This is a genomic window from Nibrella viscosa (assembly GCF_039541875.1).
GTDB classification, from domain to species: domain Bacteria; phylum Bacteroidota; class Bacteroidia; order Cytophagales; family Spirosomataceae; genus Nibrella; species Nibrella viscosa.
The window spans coordinates 20,363-37,068 of the sequence record NZ_BAABHB010000001.1 but is presented as its reverse complement, the minus strand read 5'-3'; the positions used below and the strand labels follow the sequence as shown (position 1 = coordinate 37,068).

Annotated in this window: 15 protein-coding genes; 3 read left to right on the top strand and 12 right to left on the bottom strand. The window is 53.8% G+C overall.

All coding sequences use genetic code 11. The annotated features are described in order from the left end of the window. Positions 1-38 precede the first annotated feature (38 nt). The 6 genes from ABD931_RS00175 to ABD931_RS00150 form a co-directional block, all read right to left on the bottom strand. A complete protein-coding gene (locus ABD931_RS00175) occupies positions 39-1,139 on the bottom strand; it encodes a FecR family protein (protein ID WP_345262704.1) in 1,101 nt (366 codons plus the stop codon). Positions 1,140-1,244: 105 nt separating this feature from the next. Beyond that, positions 1,245-1,856, bottom strand: a complete 612-nt coding sequence (locus tag ABD931_RS00170) for an RNA polymerase sigma factor (protein WP_345262702.1) — start codon at positions 1,854-1,856, stop codon at positions 1,245-1,247. 143 nt (positions 1,857-1,999) lie between these two features. Beyond that, the gene (locus ABD931_RS00165; RefSeq protein WP_345262700.1) at positions 2,000-2,404 is read right to left on the bottom strand and encodes a hypothetical protein; all 405 of its coding nucleotides are present in this window, start codon (positions 2,402-2,404) and stop codon (positions 2,000-2,002) included. 87 nt (positions 2,405-2,491) lie between these two features. Then, complete coding sequence (locus ABD931_RS00160; RefSeq protein ID WP_345262698.1) at positions 2,492-3,703, bottom strand: alanine dehydrogenase; 1,212 nt, start codon at positions 3,701-3,703, stop codon at positions 2,492-2,494. Then, positions 3,700-4,125, bottom strand: a complete 426-nt coding sequence (gene tsaE, locus ABD931_RS00155; protein WP_370469293.1) for a tRNA (adenosine(37)-N6)-threonylcarbamoyltransferase complex ATPase subunit type 1 TsaE — start codon at positions 4,123-4,125, stop codon at positions 3,700-3,702. Before tsaE ends, ABD931_RS00160 begins: the two co-directional genes overlap by 4 nt. A gap of 54 nt (positions 4,126-4,179) precedes the next feature. Then, positions 4,180-5,481, bottom strand: coding sequence for a Gfo/Idh/MocA family protein (locus ABD931_RS00150; protein ID WP_345262694.1), 1,302 nt, complete (start codon positions 5,479-5,481; stop codon positions 4,180-4,182). A 49-nt stretch (positions 5,482-5,530) separates the two neighbouring features. On the opposite strand from ABD931_RS00150, the gene ABD931_RS00145 reads away from it, so the two are divergent. Beyond that, positions 5,531-6,583, top strand: coding sequence for an oxidoreductase (locus ABD931_RS00145; protein WP_345262692.1), 1,053 nt, complete (start codon positions 5,531-5,533; stop codon positions 6,581-6,583). A 243-nt stretch (positions 6,584-6,826) separates the two neighbouring features. On the opposite strand, the gene ABD931_RS00140 is transcribed toward ABD931_RS00145, so the two are convergent. From ABD931_RS00140 to ABD931_RS00130, 3 genes are all read right to left on the bottom strand, one after another. Continuing rightward, the gene (locus tag ABD931_RS00140; RefSeq protein ID WP_345262690.1) at positions 6,827-8,551 is read right to left on the bottom strand and encodes a RagB/SusD family nutrient uptake outer membrane protein; all 1,725 of its coding nucleotides are present in this window, start codon (positions 8,549-8,551) and stop codon (positions 6,827-6,829) included. Between the two features lie 44 nt (positions 8,552-8,595). Then, complete coding sequence (locus ABD931_RS00135; protein ID WP_345262688.1) at positions 8,596-11,835, bottom strand: SusC/RagA family TonB-linked outer membrane protein; 3,240 nt, start codon at positions 11,833-11,835, stop codon at positions 8,596-8,598. 202 nt (positions 11,836-12,037) lie between these two features. Continuing rightward, complete coding sequence (locus ABD931_RS00130; protein WP_345262686.1) at positions 12,038-13,795, bottom strand: phospho-sugar mutase; 1,758 nt, start codon at positions 13,793-13,795, stop codon at positions 12,038-12,040. A 199-nt stretch (positions 13,796-13,994) separates the two neighbouring features. Here ABD931_RS00130 and ABD931_RS00125 point away from each other — a divergent pair, with 199 nt between their 5' ends. Continuing rightward, on the top strand, positions 13,995-14,189 hold the full coding sequence (locus ABD931_RS00125; RefSeq protein WP_345262684.1) for a hypothetical protein: 195 nt from the start codon (positions 13,995-13,997) through the stop codon (positions 14,187-14,189). After that, complete coding sequence (locus ABD931_RS00120) at positions 14,138-14,560, top strand: Uma2 family endonuclease (RefSeq protein WP_345262682.1); 423 nt, start codon at positions 14,138-14,140, stop codon at positions 14,558-14,560. Before ABD931_RS00125 ends, ABD931_RS00120 begins: the two co-directional genes overlap by 52 nt. A gap of 9 nt (positions 14,561-14,569) precedes the next feature. Here ABD931_RS00120 and ABD931_RS00115 read toward each other — a convergent pair whose 3' ends face one another. Genes ABD931_RS00115 through madL form a run of 3 tightly spaced genes read right to left on the bottom strand, consistent with a single transcriptional unit; the run spans position 14,570 to position 16,663 of the window. Continuing rightward, positions 14,570-15,523, bottom strand: coding sequence for a prolyl oligopeptidase family serine peptidase (locus tag ABD931_RS00115; RefSeq protein WP_345262680.1), 954 nt, complete (start codon positions 15,521-15,523; stop codon positions 14,570-14,572). Between the two features lie 5 nt (positions 15,524-15,528). Continuing rightward, positions 15,529-16,293: a malonate transporter subunit MadM gene (gene madM, locus ABD931_RS00110; protein ID WP_345262678.1), complete on the bottom strand. Its 765-nt coding sequence runs from the start codon at positions 16,291-16,293 to the stop codon at positions 15,529-15,531. Next, complete coding sequence (gene madL, locus ABD931_RS00105) at positions 16,268-16,663, bottom strand: malonate transporter subunit MadL (protein ID WP_345262676.1); 396 nt, start codon at positions 16,661-16,663, stop codon at positions 16,268-16,270. Before madL ends, madM begins: the two co-directional genes overlap by 26 nt. Positions 16,664-16,706 lie beyond the last annotated feature (43 nt).

Sequence of the window (16,706 nt, the reverse complement as noted above, 5' to 3'; positions counted from 1 at the left end):
GTGTTCGGGCGAAGCATAGCGGTACATTGGCAGGTTGGTTACAGACAGGGCTTTCCGGATACAATAATCTGACCGTCGGTCACCTCATACGAGGCTTCAGTAATCGTACAGATCCATTTCAACTTATCAAATAGCGGCTCATCACCCAGTTTAGCCGTAATGCTGCAGTTGGCCATGGCGTCTTCGTCGAACACGATATCGACGCCATAGGCTTTTTCGAGTGCGGCAAACACCTGGGCAATGGGCGTAGACTCAAATTCGAACGTCTGGCTCTCGATAGTCTGCGCCACCGGTTTGGGGTTATCGACAATGCTCCGCATCAGCCGGACCTCTGCCCGCTGAAAAACCGCCTGCTGGTTGGGTGCCAGCACCATGCCGGTGAGTTCGTGGTTGTTGCGCAGCTCCTGCGACACCTGGTCGGCCTGGGCAAATACTGATACCTTTCCGGTTTTAACCACCACCACCACATTGGGATCTTTCTCGTACGCCCGGACGCTAAAACTGGTCCCGAGTACCTTCGTCACCAGTTCATTGGCGTACACAAAGAACGGCTGTTCGGGGTGGCGGGTGACTTCAAAGAAGGCTTCGCCGGTCAGGTACACCTCCCGCTTCGCTGCGTCAAAGTGTTTGGGGAAACGCAACCGGCTGTTTGGCCGCAGCACCACGGAACTGTTGTCCGGCAAACGAATATGGCGTGGTTGTGCGCTTCGGTTGACCACTTCCTCAACCAGCGTTTCCTCGCCGGCTTCCGAAACCTGCCGGGTATACACCGCAGCCGCTTCCCGCGTCTGGTAGCGGAACAGCCCGAAGCCGGCCAGCAGCAGGACCACAGCAGCCGCCACCCACCCATACCGCCACTGGGGGTATAAAGGACGAGTTGCAACCGCTTCGTTCTCCTGTTCTTTGGCCTGCGTCAGCGCCTGCTGTATCCGGCTATTGATGTGCTGATCCGACAGGTCTACGGGTTTTCCCTGGAGTCCTGTCAGGAGCTGACGCGCCTGCTGTACGGCTTCCTGCCGGGCCAGATCATTATCCATCCACGCCAGCCAATAGGCGGTATCGTCGGGCTGCTCGCCCAACACCCACGCCCGAAAGCGGGCATTTTCCAATAACTGGTCAAGGTAGGTACTGTTGTTCATAGAGAATGCGGCAGGCCAGGAAGCGGCCTTTTATAGCTATTATCCCGAAATGGGCTGCGGATACTCAGGTAAGTAAAAAATATTGACAAAAAAATGCAGAACCCCTCAGCAGACGCCGGCCAGGGCCAGGAACAGAGAAAGAATAATGAGGTGCCAGTTTTCGCGCAGGTTCGCCAGCGAGCGCTGGAGAATGTTGCTGACCGACTGCGGTTTGATGCTCAGCAGTTGAGCAATTTCGTCGACACGTAAATCCTGGTAATACCGCAGGTACATGACCTCGCGCTGCCGGGGGGGCAACGAAGCAAGCAGTTGGCTGACTTTATACTGTTGCTGCTGGGTTTCCTCCTGCTGAATCAGCACCTCCTCGGCAGAAAACTCCGGCAGTTCCGACCCCAGGCGGTCTTCTTCCGATGTCAGCGTCGGCAGGCGCTTTAGGCTTTTGAACAACTGATGGCGGAAGGCCTTCATCAGGTAAAATTTCACGGAAGGCGTCTCACTGACCGACTGCCGGTGCAGCCACAAATGCACGAGTACGTCCTGCAGCGCGTCTTCAACCACCTGAACGTCGGAGGTAAACTTCAGCCCGTAATGCACCAGTTTGCGGTAATACCGGCGGGACAATTCGGTAAACGCGGCTTCGCTCCCGGCGCGGTATTCCGCCCAGCACTGCTGATCATCCACGTTGACAAGCCGCTTTTCCAGGGGTATCCGTGTCATGCCGGGTGCTCTTTTTGCCCTCAAAATAAGGCAAAAAAAACTGGAAAGTACAATACCGGTATACGCTAAGTGCTGGTAGTGCGATCCATAACTAAAACGCCGGGTTAGGGCCCGGCATTAATAAATCTTACTTACGCAACCGGTTAATCTTCCGGATACGGAACGTAGACAAACCCGGCAAAGTCGCCCTGAATCACAAACAGGCAGCAGTATTCGTCCGGATTTTTATAGTTCTCCTTAAAGAGATCGACCGATTCCGGTCCGATGAAGTTTAGCTGCACAAATTCGTCCAGCAGCGAGGCTTTGTAGTGCCACTGGTTAGCCAGTTCGTTTTTACCGATCAGCAATTGCCCGACAGGCACTTCGTTCCGGGCCAGGATGAAGATGGGGTACTCCGAGAAACCACGCTTCCGGATCTGGTACGATGCTTCTTTCAGGTGGTCGGCCACGAGCACGAAATCACCCGAAATCTCGCCCATCAGCTTCTTGTTGATCTCCGGCGAGTTCGCATCGTCGAGTAATGTATTTTCGTTGCTATGGTGAATCATGGGTTAGTCGATAGTGGTTAGACATTAGTCGTTAGTGCCTCCGGCGTCAGCCACTAACGACTAACGACTAACCACTATCGACTACGTTTAAAATCTTGCTGCCAGCAGAAGTTCGAGGTCTTTATAGCGCATGTTGAACTTCTTGGCGATATAAGCATTGGTTAAGGTGCCTTTATGGGTATAAACACCTTTCATGAACCAACGGTTCGCATACATCATTTCTTCGATACCACCAATCGTACCCGTTTGCAGCAGAAACGGCAGGAAGATGTTACTCAGCGCCATACTGGCCGTGTGGGCTACCCGGGCGGCAATGTTGGGCACGCAGTAATGAATGATATCGTGCTTGCGGAAAATCGGGTCTTTGTGCGATGTCATCCGGGACGTTTCAAAATTCCCTCCCTGGTCGATGGCCACATCGATGATTACGGAGTTCGGCTTCATGCGGGATACCATTTCTTCCGTTACCACTATAGGGCTTAGCCCGTCTTCGGCCCGCATCGCCCCGATCACCACATCGGCCCGCTCGATGGCCTCCGTCAGGGTATCGGAGTCGATGATGGAGGTGTACAGGTTCTGTCCGATGGCGTATTTGAACCGCTGGAGTTTAAAGAGGTGTTTGTCGAACACCTTAATATCGGCCCCCATGCCCAATGCCGACCGAACGGCGTATTCGGCAACCGTACCCGCGCCGAGGACCACCACTTTGGTCGGTGGCACACCGGTAATACCGCCCAGGATAATACCCCGGCCGTTGCTGCTGCTGCTGAGGAATTCGCCGGCAATAAGCAGCACGGTACAGCCGGCTATTTCGCTCATCATCCGGATAACCGGCATGCCACCGGCTTCATCTTCGATGTATTCATAGCCGATGCCGGTAATATTGCGACTATTGAGCCGTTCGAAGTAATCGCGTTCGTGGGCCGGCAGGTTCAGAGCCGAAATTAAGGTGCTACCGGGTTTAATCAGCTCAAATTCACCGTCGATCAGCGGCTCGACCTTCAGAATCAGATTGGCCTCATACACCTCCTTTGGCGAGTAGACCACTTGTGCGCCGGCTTCACTGTATTCGGTATCCGTAAATTTGGCCCCCTCACCGGCTCCTTTTTCGTAGAGAACGCTATGCCCATTGCGCACCAGAATGGCCACAGCCTCCGGGGTGAGCGCAATGCGGTTCTCCTGAAACGATACCTCTTTGGGTAAGCCAATGGCCAAACCATGTTTGCTGGTTTTTACGGCCAGTGGTGCTTCCTGCGGATACAGGACGGTCTGTTTCGCTAATTCTTCAAATCCGGTCATGCCAGTATTTTCTCCCGTTCGACGCTTCGCCGGCCGGTCGGGTCGGCCGTTACTTGTACGCGGTAATAGCAGGGTGGCCATAGCGAGGCAATCCGCTCCGGCCACTCGATAAAACAAAAGTTGCCTGAATCAAAATATTCTTCAATACCGATGTCGAGCGCTTCGGCTTCGTTGCGCAGCCGGTAGCAATCGAAATGATAGATAGACTCACCCGTACGCGTGGTATATTCGTTGACGATGGAGAAGGTAGGACTTTGTACCATACTCACTACCCCCAACGCCCGGCAAAGGGCCTTTATCAGGGTCGTTTTGCCCGCTCCCATTTCGCCCTCAAACAACCACACCGTACAATCTCTTCCCTCGTCGAGCAGACGGCGGGCTACGTCGTCTAAATCATCGATACTTTGCATTATCAACCCCATGCACCCGATGTTGTTTGAGCCGCAAAGATAGCGTTTTCTGGATTTGTCCGTACGTTACACCTTCCGCATGGGGCGGCTCAGGAGCCGGTTGGCTTCGGCGTCGCCGGTGAACTTCTCTTTCTCCGGATTCCAGCGGAGGGGCCGGTTTAGCTGGTAGGCAATGTTGCCGATGTTGCAGACCGATGCCGTGCGGTGACCGACCTCTACATCGCAAATCGGCTTCTGCCGGGTGCGGATGGCTTTGAAGAAGTCTTTGTAATGGTTATCGCTAAAGTATACACGCTTGTCGCTTTCGCCCATCGGCTTATCTTTCAGGCTTGCAGGCGTGGTAGTCAGTTCGCCCCGGGCCACCTTCACTTCGCCTTCGGTGCCAATAAAGTGGCAGTACTGTTTGCCGTCTACCGGTGCGTGGAGCATAGTCACTCCGTTGGCGTAGCGGTAGGTCAGACCGGGTTTGCCGCCTTCGCTGGTCGGAATGATCTCCGTAGGACCGGACCCATCCATGTCCATTCCCCACTGCGCAATGTCGAACATATGGGCGCCCCAGTCGGTCATGCCGCCCCCGCCAAATTCTTTGTACATCCGCCAGTTAGGCCAGAAAGTAGCGCTCAGCGGTGGGGCGAGTTGGTTGTTGTACGGCCGTTCGATGGTGTTGGGGCCAAGCCAGGCGTTCCAGTCCAGTCCTTCTGGTGTAGGCTCGGCAGCCAGATCCCAATCTTTTGGGGGGCCGCCCACGTTTACCCGTATGGTCTTCAGCTCACCAATATAGCCGTTGCGGACCAGTTCGACCGCCTGCCGGAACTCGCTCCACGACCGCTGCATACTGCCGGTTTGCAGCACCCGCTTGTGCTTACGAACGGCATCTACCATCGCCCGACCTTCGGCAACGGTCAGCGCTAAAGGTTTTTCGCAGTAAACATCTTTGCCGGCTGCGGCTGCTTTGATGGCAAGGGCACTATGCCAGTGATCGGGAGCGGCAATCACCACGGCATCAATATCGTTGCGGCTGAGCAGTTCGCGAAAATCGCTGTAGGTTTGTATACCGTTGACATACGGTTGCCCCTTTTCGGTATAGAATGCTTTTACGGCATCGACAAACGTGTTGAGCTTTGTCCGGTGTACATCGCAGGCCGCCAGGATCTGAGCTTCGCCCGTTTGCAGGAAGTTGCGCCGGAGGGAGCCGCTCTGTTTGCCGGTTCCGATAAAGCCCAGAGAAACCATATCGCTGGGTGCGGTAAAGCCACGACCGCCCAGCACGTGGCGGGGAACGATAAAAAAAGAAGCAATGCCGGCCGTTGTTTTCAAAAATTGCCGGCGCTCAATGGTAGAAGCAGGGTTCAGATGCTCTTTTTTCATAAATGACAGAAACACATAGTTTAGACTTTACAAGTTACGACAAAACCGTATGTCACGTACCATTCAGGTTGGTTTAATCGGCTTCGGCCTCTCGGGACGCTATTTTCACGCGCCTTTTCTTACCGTGAATCCTTATTTCAAACTGGCCAAAGTGGTGGAGCGGCACCGCAACGATGCGCAGGCGTTTGATCCAGCCATCCAGACTGTCCGCAGCCACGAAGACCTGCTGAGCGACCCTGCCATTGACCTGGTCATTGTAGGCTCGCCCAACGACACCCACTACCCCTACGCCAAAGCGGCCCTGGAAGCCGACAAGCACGTGCTGATCGAAAAGCCGTTTGCCAACACCTCGGAGCAGGCGCGCGAACTGCTCGATCTGGCAACAGCCAAAGGGCTGGTAGCTATTCCCTACCAGAACCGGCGCTACGATGCCGATTTTCTGACCATTCAGCAACTGCTGGAACAGCATAAGCTGGGCGATGTGGTCGAATACGAAGCCCATTTCGACCGCTACCGCCCCGATGTGCTGAACTCGTGGAAAGAACTCGATCCCGAAGGGGGCGGCAATTTGCTGAACCTCGGCCCCCACCTGATCGATCAGGCGGTGCTGCTGTTCGGCGTGCCCGACGCGGTCTTTGCCGAGGTGCGTACGGTACGGCCCGGCGGGGTGCTGGACGATTACTTCGACATCCGGCTCTTCTACCCCAACAAGCGCGTAATTCTGAAATCGAACATGCTGGCGGCCGACAATAGCCTGCGCTACGTTATTCACGGTACCAAAGGCTCATTTGTAAAGCACGGTTTGGACATTCAGGAAGAAACACAGCGCAAAAACATTCTGCCCAATACCCCCGACTGGGGTCAGGAACCCGAAAGCCAGTACGGCACCCTCACCACGCCGGAAGGCAAACAAACCATACCCAGCCGGCGGGGCAATTACCACCATTTCTACGACAACCTCTACCGCGCCATCGTCGGCGAAAGCGGGCCGGAGGTCACCGCCGAACAGGCTTACACCACCATCCGGATTATGGAGCTGGCCCTGGAGAGCAGCCGAACGGGGAGGGGTTTGAAGTTTGAACGGGGCCGCCCGGCGGTTTGAGGTTTGTAGAGCTGTCAGGCTTGATAGAGAAAGTGGGTGTATTGAGTAAAGAGGTTGTGGTTTTAGATGCTACAAACCGCTGGCTCCTACGGAGCAGGTTTCAAACCACAACCGCTTCACTCAATACAAGTAGTTATTGGTCATAAAAAAGGCTGAGCCGCATGTAAACACGCGGCTCAGTGTTTTTCTATGCTTTGCCGTTGTTAGTTTTAACAACCTCAAATCTTAAACTTCAAACTCCTCTTAGTACCCCGGATTCTGCTTCAGCGTGGGGGTACCGTTCTTGGAGCTGTTGGTGATCTCGTCGATCGGCAGCGGGAAGTATTCGTTTTTGCCTTTGGTGAATTTGGCACCGGCCAGATACGTCCGCTTTTTCGACTCGGCTTCTATGTATTTGTTCAGTACCTGATCGGCGATGCCCCAGCGTACCAGATCAAAGAACCGGTGACCTTCCATGGCAAACTCCAGACGCGTTTCAAACTGAACAGCCTGACGGGCGGTTGCTTTACTGGCAAACATCGGAGAGCTGGCCGGATACACATCAACTACATAATTAGCCGCCGGCGTGCCATTGGCGTTGGTTACGTATTTGCTGTCTTTGGCCCGCTTCCGGATCATGTTCACCAGGTCACGTGCCTTATCCAGACTTCCCACCTCTACTTCACATTCTGCCAGCCAGAGCAGCACGTGCGACAGCCGGATCATGCGGTAGTTGTTGGCTACCCGGCGCTTGTTGGTCGAGTGCGTATTGGTCCCTTCTTCGCTCCGGTAGTACATCCACTTCATCCCGATATAAGGTCCTCCGTAGTTCTGGTCCCGAACCCAGGTTACACCCGGCATCGGCCCCCAGTCCAGAAACGGAATACCCCGGCGGCCAACGGTCCAGTCCAGACGCGGATCGAGCGGTGTGGTATTATCCGGTGTATAGGCCGCATTGGCCGCCACGCCCTGGTCATTTTTCAGATCGCTGTCATTGAACGTATCCAGCAGTGGCAGGCCGTTGGCGCTGGTTTTATAAGCATTCACCAGGTTCAGCGACGGCTGGTAGAACCCACAACAGCCACCACCCGGTGCCCCGGAAAAGTATGGCCAGTTGAGGGTCTCGCCAGCGTTACCATTGGCACCGGTAGTACCATCATTTACCGAAAACTGTACTTCAAAAACAGATTCGGCATTGTTGTTGGTTGCCGCCCGAAAGTTATCGTGGAAATCGACCAGCCGGTACCGGTTACTGTTGACAATGGCTTCCAGCAGCGGTTTAGCTTCTGCAAATTTGTTTTGAAACATAAGGGCCTTAGCCTGATACGCCATAGCAGCAAATTTGGTGGCGCGTCCTTTCTGCGACTGCGTTTCCGGCAGCACATCGGCGGCCGCTTTGAAATCCGCTTCAATGTTCGGCCAGATGCTCTTATCGTTTGGAATCTTGGTCGAGTTCGCGTCAACGGCGCTATAGATCTTCTCGTCGATGTACGGAATCATGTTCCACATCTTTTTGCCTTCAAAGTGGTAGTGCCCCCGCAGGAAACGAGCTTCAGCAATCACCTGCCGCTTTTCGGCATCGGTCATATCCTTTGCCTTTTCTACGGCCTGCAGCACTTCGTTGCACCGCGAGATAGCATCGAAGGTGTGGCGCCACTTACCGGTCATGTGAGCCAGGTTGGCCTGACCTTCGTAGCGCTCCATGAACGATATCTCCGGCTGGTCACCGGCGTCGGTACCTTTGTAGGCATCATCGGACGTAACCCCGCCATATACCCAGTTGGAGACGGCTGCGTGCCAGTCGGTAGTACCGGAGCCGATACCATCCAGCAGGGAGTAGGCACCAATCAGCAGGGCGTTCACCCCGGTCTTGTTGGTAAGCTGATCCAGGGAAGCTACCCCCTGCGGTTTTACGTCTAAGAAGGACTCGCTACAGGAGGTGACTAACCCCACGGTTAGCATGGAAGCGAGAATGACTGTTTTTTTCATACTCTTTATTGCAAAGAAATGAGATCAGAATGAAAGGAAATGAATTAGAGACTCAGACGAAGACCCGCCAGGAACATTTTGGCCACCGGATAAGCGCCCTCATCAACACCCAGGTGAATATCCTGGTTGTCGTTACCGGAACGACGCAGGTTAATATCCGGATCAAGACCACTGTACTTGGTAATTGTGAACAGGTTCTGGGCCTGCACATAAATCTGGGTCTGACCAATACCTAAGCGACGCTGTAAGCCGGCCGGAATGTTGTAGCCTAGCTGCAGGTTCTTCATCCGGAAGAAAGAACCTTTTTCTACGAAGTACGTTGACACCTGCTGGCTGGTTGCATCCGTTGAGCGAAGCTGCGGAAGGATGGCATCCGTCTTGCCGGGGCGCCATGAATCATACAGCATTCGCTTGCTGCGGTTGCCCTGGAACACCTGGAAATCGGTCCAGTACTTCATGTAGTTGAAGATGTCGTTGCCCTGCACACCCTGCCCGAACATCGTCAGATCGAAATTCTTGTAGCCCAGGTTTATGTTCAGACCGTAGCTGAAGTTCGGGTGCGGGTTACCGATAAAGTCACGGTCGGAGGCATTGACAACGCCGTCGCCGTTAGTATCCCGGAAGATAAACGAGCCGGCCCGGTTATACGTACCAAACTGCGGAGCTGCTTTAGCCGCTTCGTCGGTCTGAAAAATACCGTCCTGGTACAGGCCATAGAATGATCCGATCGGATAACCGACTTTGGTAGCACTCATAGCCGGCAAACGGGTTCCGAAACCAAATTTCAGGGAGTTCGGATCGTCGTTGAGCTTCAGGACTTTGTTACGATAGCCGGAGATGTTACCACCGATTGAGTAGCGGAGTTCACCGCCCAGTGCTTTGCCATTGTAGTTGATGCTCAGATCGATACCTTTGTTCTCCATGTCACCAATGTTGGTAAACGGCACCGTAGCGACACCCTGGGTCAGGGGAATGGCAACCTGGTTCAGCATATCGGTTGTCTTCCGGATGTACCAGTCGAATACCACTTCCAGTTTGTTGTTCAACAGGCTGGCATCGAAACCAATGTTGGTTGAGGTTGTGGTTTCCCACTTACCGTTCGGGTTCCCAAACTGCACCAGGTCAAAACCGGGGACAATGGAGGTCTTGGCCCCGTTGATGTCGTAATGGTTATTGGTCGGCTGCGACTCATACAGGGTGTACCCGTTGTAGATGTTCGGAATGTTCTGGTTACCTGTTTTACCCCAGCCGGCACGCAGCTTCAGATCCGACAGGAAGCTGATGTTCTTCATAGCGTCCAGCTCAGTCAGCCGGAAACCCACGCTGGCAGCCGGGAAGGTGGCATAGCGGCTACCCAGACCAAAACGGGAAGAACCGTCACGACGCAGGGTAAAGTCGGCCAGGATCAGGTCCTTGAACGAGTAGTTTACCTTACCGAAAAGCGAGAACAGGCGTGTCCGGTTGGCACCACCACCGCTGTTCTGCAGACCCAGCGGACTACCGGCATTCAGGTAGCGATAGTCGATATCATCAAAGGCGTAGTTACTGCGGGTGGCGTTGAAACCAAACGAGTACGTAGCAATGGCCTCGGTACCTGCCAGGAAGTTGAAGTTATGCACACCGACAGCCTTGTTATACGTCAGCGTATTGTACCAGGTCCAGGAGTTATCGTAGCTGTTGGATACCGTCAGGTTGTTGGCATTCCGCGCTTCCGGCGACTCTGGGTCACGCGGAGTATAGGCACTGGTATTGTACAGGTTATACTCCACACCGAAGCTAGACCGGTAGGTCAATCCTTTCAGCAGGTCCACTTCCCCAAAGACATTACCAAACAGGTGAACACCTTTGGTACCATTGTCTCTCGCCCGGAACGGATCGGATAGAGGGTTACGGGCGTTACCCAGGTTCAACCCTTTGGCACCGGCCAGGTTGCCCATCACGTCATACACCGGAATCAGTGGGTGGCTCCGTACAGCAAACGCAATCGGGTTCGATTCGTCGTTGTTGGTGATACCAATGCGGTCGTCGTACGAAACGGTAAAGTTTTCGCCGATACGTACCCGGTTTCTAACCTTGAACTCCGTATTAGCCCGCAGTGAGTATCGCTTGTAGCCCGTATAGCGCAGAATACCGTTCTGGTTGAAGTAGTTCATCGAGATGGCGTAAGAACCTTTATCGGTTCCACCGCTGGCCCCCAACTGATAGTTGGAAATAGAAGCCGGATCGAAGATTACATCCTGCCAGTTGGTTCCTTCCTTGTTGGCCTTGGTAATCATGAACTTGGTTCTGCCCAGCTCCGGATCATTCAGATCGTAGGTATAATTAAGGAAATTGCCGTTGGCATCACGCTGAATCCGGGGATCACCCTCCATCGCACCCGATGGGTAGATGTAGTCAGGTATACGGGGGGTTGCACCGTTCCCGTACTGGCCATGATTAGGCGTACGGCCCACGTTCTTCTCCGACTCCCAGATCAGCTGACCTAACTCCTCCGAGTTCAACAGGGGCAGAAACTTACCGGGCTGCTGCACGCCGGTATACATATCGAAGGTGATTTTTGGCTCACCCGGGCGGCCTTTCTTGGTGGTGATGATGACCACACCGTTGGCGGCACGTGCCCCGTAGATGGAAGCGGCCGATGCATCTTTCAGCACCTGCAGGCTCTCAATATCGTTGGGGTTAATGTTGTTGAGGTTACCCGTTGTCGGTACACCGTCGACGATGTAGAGCGGAGAGTTGTTGTTGATTGTGCCAAATCCCCGGATACGCACCATCGTACCGCCACCCGGCGAGTTGTCGTTACCAACCGTTACCCCGGCGGCACGCCCCTGCAACTGTTGCGCTAAGCTGGCGGCCGGAATAGCCGTAAGTTCGGCTCCTTTTACCACCGTCACGGCACCGGTAATGTCTTTCTTGCGCTGCGTACCGTAACCGGTTACGATCACCTCGGAGAGGGTTCTGGTGTCGGACTGAAGCGAGATAGTCAGGGTGTTGCGGTTGCCGATGTTGACTTCCTGGGTCAGGTAGCCGATAGCAGAGATGGTGAGTACATCACGGCCGGTGGGAACATTCAGGGTGAAGCGGCCATCGGCATCGGTGGCTACCCCCGTCTGGGTGCCTTTGACAACTACGTTTACACCGGGTAGGGGCGTATTTTCGTTGCTGTCGGTAATGCGACCGGTAATGCGCCGGTCCTGAGCCATAGCCCCTACACTCAATAGCCAGCACAAAGCCAGTAGAGAGAGCACACAACCCCCCCTCAGCTTTTGGTAAGCGTGTTTCATGGTAGAATGATTAGAGAAAAAGAAAAAAGATGAATTCCTGGAGACTACTCCAGGTTTTACATCAAAAATAGCTTTAGAACTTTAGCTAATCAAACTATATATAAGAATCTTACTAGTTTAATCAATTTTTAATTTTGCTTTAATACAGAAAAAGCGGCCTGCTAAATAAGCAGGCCGCTTCATTAGCGCTTTTCTAATATTATTATTTCAGGTTAAGCGCATCCACAATCTGGTTTACCTTTTCTTTTAATTGTCCATAAACACGATCGAATTCTTCCTTGCTCTTCAGCGGCTCCGTTACGCTGACGTAGAATTTGATCTTCGGCTCGGTTCCCGACGGCCGGGCTGATATTTTAGACCCATCGGCGGTGAAGAACTGAAGCACGTTGGACGATTCGATACCCATGCGTCCGGCTTCAATGTCGGTGGTCTCTCCAGTCTGTACGTTAGTGCGCTTCAGTTGCTTGTAGTCGTCCATCCGCACCACGGGTACGCCGGCAATCTCTTTGGGCGGATTGGCGCGGAAGTCGGCCATCATCTGCTGAATCTGCTCGGCACCTGCTTTGCCTTTCTTGGTCAGCGACACCAGGGCTTCGTAGTAGAAGCCGCTCTCCATATACATTTCCATCAGCAGGTCGAACAGGCTCTTGCCATTGTCTTTGGCGTAGGCCGTCAGCTCGGCAATGATGGCGCAGGAAGCAACGGCGTCTTTATCCCGCACAAAGTCGCCAATCAGGTAACCGTAGCTTTCTTCGCCCCCGCCGATAAACTGCTCGTTGCCTTCCAGTTCGCGGATAACCTCGGCAATGTACTTAAAGCCGGTCAGCGTGTTGTAGCACTTCACGCCCTGCTGCTCGCACATTTTGTCGATGAGGTCGGTGGTCACGATAGTTTTGGCCACGAATTCTTTGCCTGTCAGTTTACCGGCTTCTTTCCAGGCTTTCAGGAGGTAATAAATAATGAGGCTGGCCATCTGGTTGCCGTTCAGCAACTCAAACTGACCGTGGTGGTTGCGGGCACCCGCGCCTACACGGTCGGCATCCGGGTCGGTTGCCATCACCAGGTCGGCATCGATTGATTTGGCCAGTTCCAGGGCCAGGCGCATGGCTTCGCGCTCTTCGGGGTTGGGGTATGATACGGTCGGGAAGTTACCGTCGGGTACCGACTGCTCTTCCACAATATGTACGCTGGTAAAGCCAAGTTCTTTCAGCACGCGGGGCACCAGCGTAATGCCCGTGCCATGAATAGGCGTATATACGATTTTCATGCCGCTCTGACGGGCAATCACATCCGGGTTGATCGAGTTTGCCTTTACGTGTTTCACATACACATCATCGACCTCCTCGCCGATCATGTGGATTCGCTCGGGCACCCCGTCGAACTTAATATCATCGATAGACTGGATCTTATTCACCTCAGCGATGATGTTCTTATCGTGGGGCGCTACCACCTGCCCCCCGTCTGTCCAGTATGCTTTGTAGCCGTTGTACTCCGGCGGGTTATGCGAGGCCGTAACGACCACGCCACTGTGACAGCCCAGGTGCCGGATGGCAAACGACAGTTCGGGCGTTGGGCGGAGTTCTTTAAACAGGTAGACCTCAATGCCGTTGGCAGAGAAAATGTCAGCCACAATCCGGGCAAACTCCGGGCTCATCCGGCGACTGTCGTGGGCAATGGCTACTTTAATTTGCTCATTGGGAAAAGCAGCGTTCAGGTAATTGGCCAGCCCCTGGGTAGCTGCCCCGACGGTGTAGCGGTTCATGCGGTTGGAGCCGACGCCGATAATGCCCCGGAGGCCACCGGTACCAAATTCAAGGTCTTTATAAAAGGAGTCGATCAGGTCGGTTGAACTGCCGCTATCCATCATTTTCTGAATGGCGGCTTTGGTATCGGCATCGTAGTTGCCCGATAACCAGCGGTCTATTTTCTGCTGCGTAGACGAGTCAATGGCTGTTGTCATAGAAATAGGTAAGATTGGAATTGGCTGCCAATTTACGGTTCTACGTGTATGTGTCAAATTCCTTAGCTAATATCGTTGCGTTAATTTTACCGATGCAGGCGCTGAGTCCTGAAACCAGGCTGCAAAACCCGTAGCCTATAGATAAAAGCCCACCCATTCGGCTTGTAAATCGTTATACTTGTAAAAACCAGCCGCTGCCATGAATGCCAACGCTGAGACCCGCAAACTGACCGTGGCCGAATTTCACCAGATGGCGTTCGACGATGCGGATACCCACCAGTACGAACTACTTGACGGTGACCTCGTGAAAAGAAAGCCCCCTCCCCGCAACACCAACTTATTTTGGCAGAGTTATATGACCAGGTCAAAGCTTTTGTCAAACAAGCTCAGTTAGGGAGAGTCCTTTTCGCCCCTGTTGCTGTCTTTCTGGACGAATACACAGCTCCGCAGCCCGACCTGGTGTTTGTGCCGCTGGCAAATGCATCTATCATCACCCAAGATGGTGTCATGGGCGTTCCGGCGCTGGTGATGGAGGTAATTTCACCCTCGTCGGTGTACCGCGACCGGGTGACGAAAAAGGAATTGTATGCCCGCTTTGGTGTACAGGAATACTGGCTGGTCGATCCCGCCGACAGCTTTATCGAAATCTTTACGCTACAGGAAGGCCAATACCAACTGCTGAGTGCCGCGTCTACGGAAGAAGGTCGGCTCACCTCCGGTGTACTGCCCGGCCTGACACTCGACCTGAAGGCATTGTTTGTCTGAGCCACTGTTTCAGCGCTTACCGGCAACGACATCCCGCTGGGCTTTCAGGAAAGCAATGGCTTTGTTGTAATACGCGTCAATCAGTACGCCCGGCCCGTGCCCTCCTTCCGGCACAATGACCAGTTCACTTTTGACGCTGGTTGCCTGTAATTTCTCAAACAGCTTTTCACTCTGACAATGGGGCACCAGCGGGTCTTTGTTACCGTGAAAAAGCAAAAACGGCGGATTCCCTCGGCGAACATAACTGATTGGATTGGCCAGCGCCACTTTATCTTTGTTCTCCTGAATAGGCCCACCCATCAGCAACGACTCCGGCGACTTCGCTTCGTTGTGCGAAAAGGAACTGCCACAGCTATCCATAATGAGAAAATCCGTCGGCCCGAACCAGTCCACCACCGCGTCGACCTGACTGCCGGTCTGCGTAAATTTGCCCAGACTTCCTTCAATGTCGACCTCCAAGCCGTTGATAGTCTCTTTTTTTACTCCGTTAGTCGTGCCGGTTAAGGCCGACAAATGACCGCCCGACGACCAGCCCGTGATGCCGATGAACGAATTATCCAGTCCGAACCGGGCAGCGTTGGCCCGCACAAAGCGTACCGCGGCTTTTACATCCTGAATCTGCGCCGGAAATGTGGCGTCGCTGCTTGATCGGTGGTTGATGCTCGCTACGGCAAAACCATTCTCCAGCAGGGTCTGCCCTAAGCCGGTCGAAAATGTGGCCCCCTTTGACGAGTTGGAACGCCAGGCGCTGCCGTAGATACAAACGACAATGGGGAAAGGGCCGGCACCGTTTTTCGGCAAGTGAATATCCAAACGATGCCCTACTATGCCGTCGCCTACATAGTCGATGTCCAGCCAGTATCTGGAGGACTGGATCGCCAGCTTGTCAACATCGGGATCCCGGTTCTGCGCCATTGATACCAGCGATAACAAAATGAAAGCAAAGGTCAGCGATTTTTTCATAGTCGTCATCCGTTAAACAGAAAACGCATCAGCAAATACAGCACCGAGGGGCAGACCAGGCAGCCAAGCCCGGTGTAAAACGTAGCCGTCAGTGCTCCATAAGGTACCAGCTTAGGGTCGGTAGCGGCCAGACCCGCCGAAACACCACTTGTTGTTCCAATCAGGCCTCCGAATATCATGGCGGTGTGGGGATTATCCAGGCCGATAAACCGAGCCATAAAAGGGGTGGCAATTGTTACAAAAATAGCCTTCACCAGCCCGGCGGCAATGCTCAGCGCCATCACATCGGAACTGGCCCCGATGGCCGCACCCGTTACCGGCCCGACAATATAGGTACAGGCCCCGGCCCCGATGGTGGTCAGGCTGACCGCGTCGGTATAGCCCCAAAACAGGGCAACCGCCACCCCGCCGATAAACGAGAGTACGATACCGATGAACAGCGATAAGGCTCCTACCCAGCCGGTCTGCTTCATGACTACGAAACTCGCGCCCATAGCCGTGGAGACAATGGCAAAATCGCGAAACATGGAACCGCCCAGCAAACTGAAACCAGAGAATAGTTTCAGGTCAGCCAGCCCCTTTTCGCCACCCGAATACAGGCCACCGACATACGCCAGCACCAGACCCGCGAAAATGGCGATGGCCGAACCCGGTATTTTCCGATTGGTGAGTCGCCGGGACAGGATGGCCGAGCCGTACATAATCAGCCCCACCATCAGAAAGGCGATAACCAGGCCGTTTTTCTCAGGAAACCGGGTGATGATGTTCATATGGGTCGGCGGATTTGGGCCTGGCTAATTTGGTGAGTAATGGGATGGTCGCTACGCAGAGCAGGACGGGTATAGTACCGGCCAGTATGGCAATAATCCCGCTGGATACCGCCAATTTTACGTTCTGAATGGCCGACATGGCTACCACAATCGGGATATATAGCTGACTCCAGAACTGTATACCGCTTTCGGTCAGCTTGTCCATATAACCCTTTTTCGTAAACCAGTCATTGACCAGAATGAGCAGCAGCATGGCAAAACCGACGCCACCTACATTGGCCTCAATGCCAATCAGGTGACCCAGCAATTCGCCCGTTAGTTGGCCGATGACATAGCAAAACGCCAGGATAGCAACGCCGTAGATGGTCATAGGGAAAAGTGATGAGTGATGAGTTAAGAATCAAGAATTAAGA

Excerpts from the sequence above, each read along its gene's own strand:
- ABD931_RS00140 (WP_345262690.1), bottom strand. The coding sequence starts at position 8,551 with ATGAAAAAAACAGTCATTCTCGCTTCCATGCTAACCGTGGGGTTAGTC.
- ABD931_RS00135 (WP_345262688.1), bottom strand. The coding sequence starts at position 11,835 with ATGAAACACGCTTACCAAAAGCTGAGGGGGGGTTGTGTGCTCTCTCTA.
- ABD931_RS00165 (WP_345262700.1), bottom strand. The coding sequence starts at position 2,404 with ATGATTCACCATAGCAACGAAAATACATTACTCGACGATGCGAACTCG.
- ABD931_RS00150 (WP_345262694.1), bottom strand. The coding sequence starts at position 5,481 with ATGAAAAAAGAGCATCTGAACCCTGCTTCTACCATTGAGCGCCGGCAA.
- ABD931_RS00130 (WP_345262686.1), bottom strand. The coding sequence starts at position 13,795 with ATGACAACAGCCATTGACTCGTCTACGCAGCAGAAAATAGACCGCTGG.
- madL (WP_345262676.1), bottom strand. The coding sequence starts at position 16,663 with ATGACCATCTACGGCGTTGCTATCCTGGCGTTTTGCTATGTCATCGGC.
- ABD931_RS00125 (WP_345262684.1), top strand. The coding sequence starts at position 13,995 with ATGAATGCCAACGCTGAGACCCGCAAACTGACCGTGGCCGAATTTCAC.
- ABD931_RS00170 (WP_345262702.1), bottom strand. The coding sequence starts at position 1,856 with ATGACACGGATACCCCTGGAAAAGCGGCTTGTCAACGTGGATGATCAG.
- ABD931_RS00175 (WP_345262704.1), bottom strand. The coding sequence starts at position 1,139 with ATGAACAACAGTACCTACCTTGACCAGTTATTGGAAAATGCCCGCTTT.
- ABD931_RS00115 (WP_345262680.1), bottom strand. The coding sequence starts at position 15,523 with ATGAAAAAATCGCTGACCTTTGCTTTCATTTTGTTATCGCTGGTATCA.
- ABD931_RS00160 (WP_345262698.1), bottom strand. The coding sequence starts at position 3,703 with ATGACCGGATTTGAAGAATTAGCGAAACAGACCGTCCTGTATCCGCAG.
- madM (WP_345262678.1), bottom strand. The coding sequence starts at position 16,293 with ATGAACATCATCACCCGGTTTCCTGAGAAAAACGGCCTGGTTATCGCC.
- ABD931_RS00145 (WP_345262692.1), top strand. The coding sequence starts at position 5,531 with ATGTCACGTACCATTCAGGTTGGTTTAATCGGCTTCGGCCTCTCGGGA.
- tsaE (WP_370469293.1), bottom strand. The coding sequence starts at position 4,125 with ATGGGGTTGATAATGCAAAGTATCGATGATTTAGACGACGTAGCCCGC.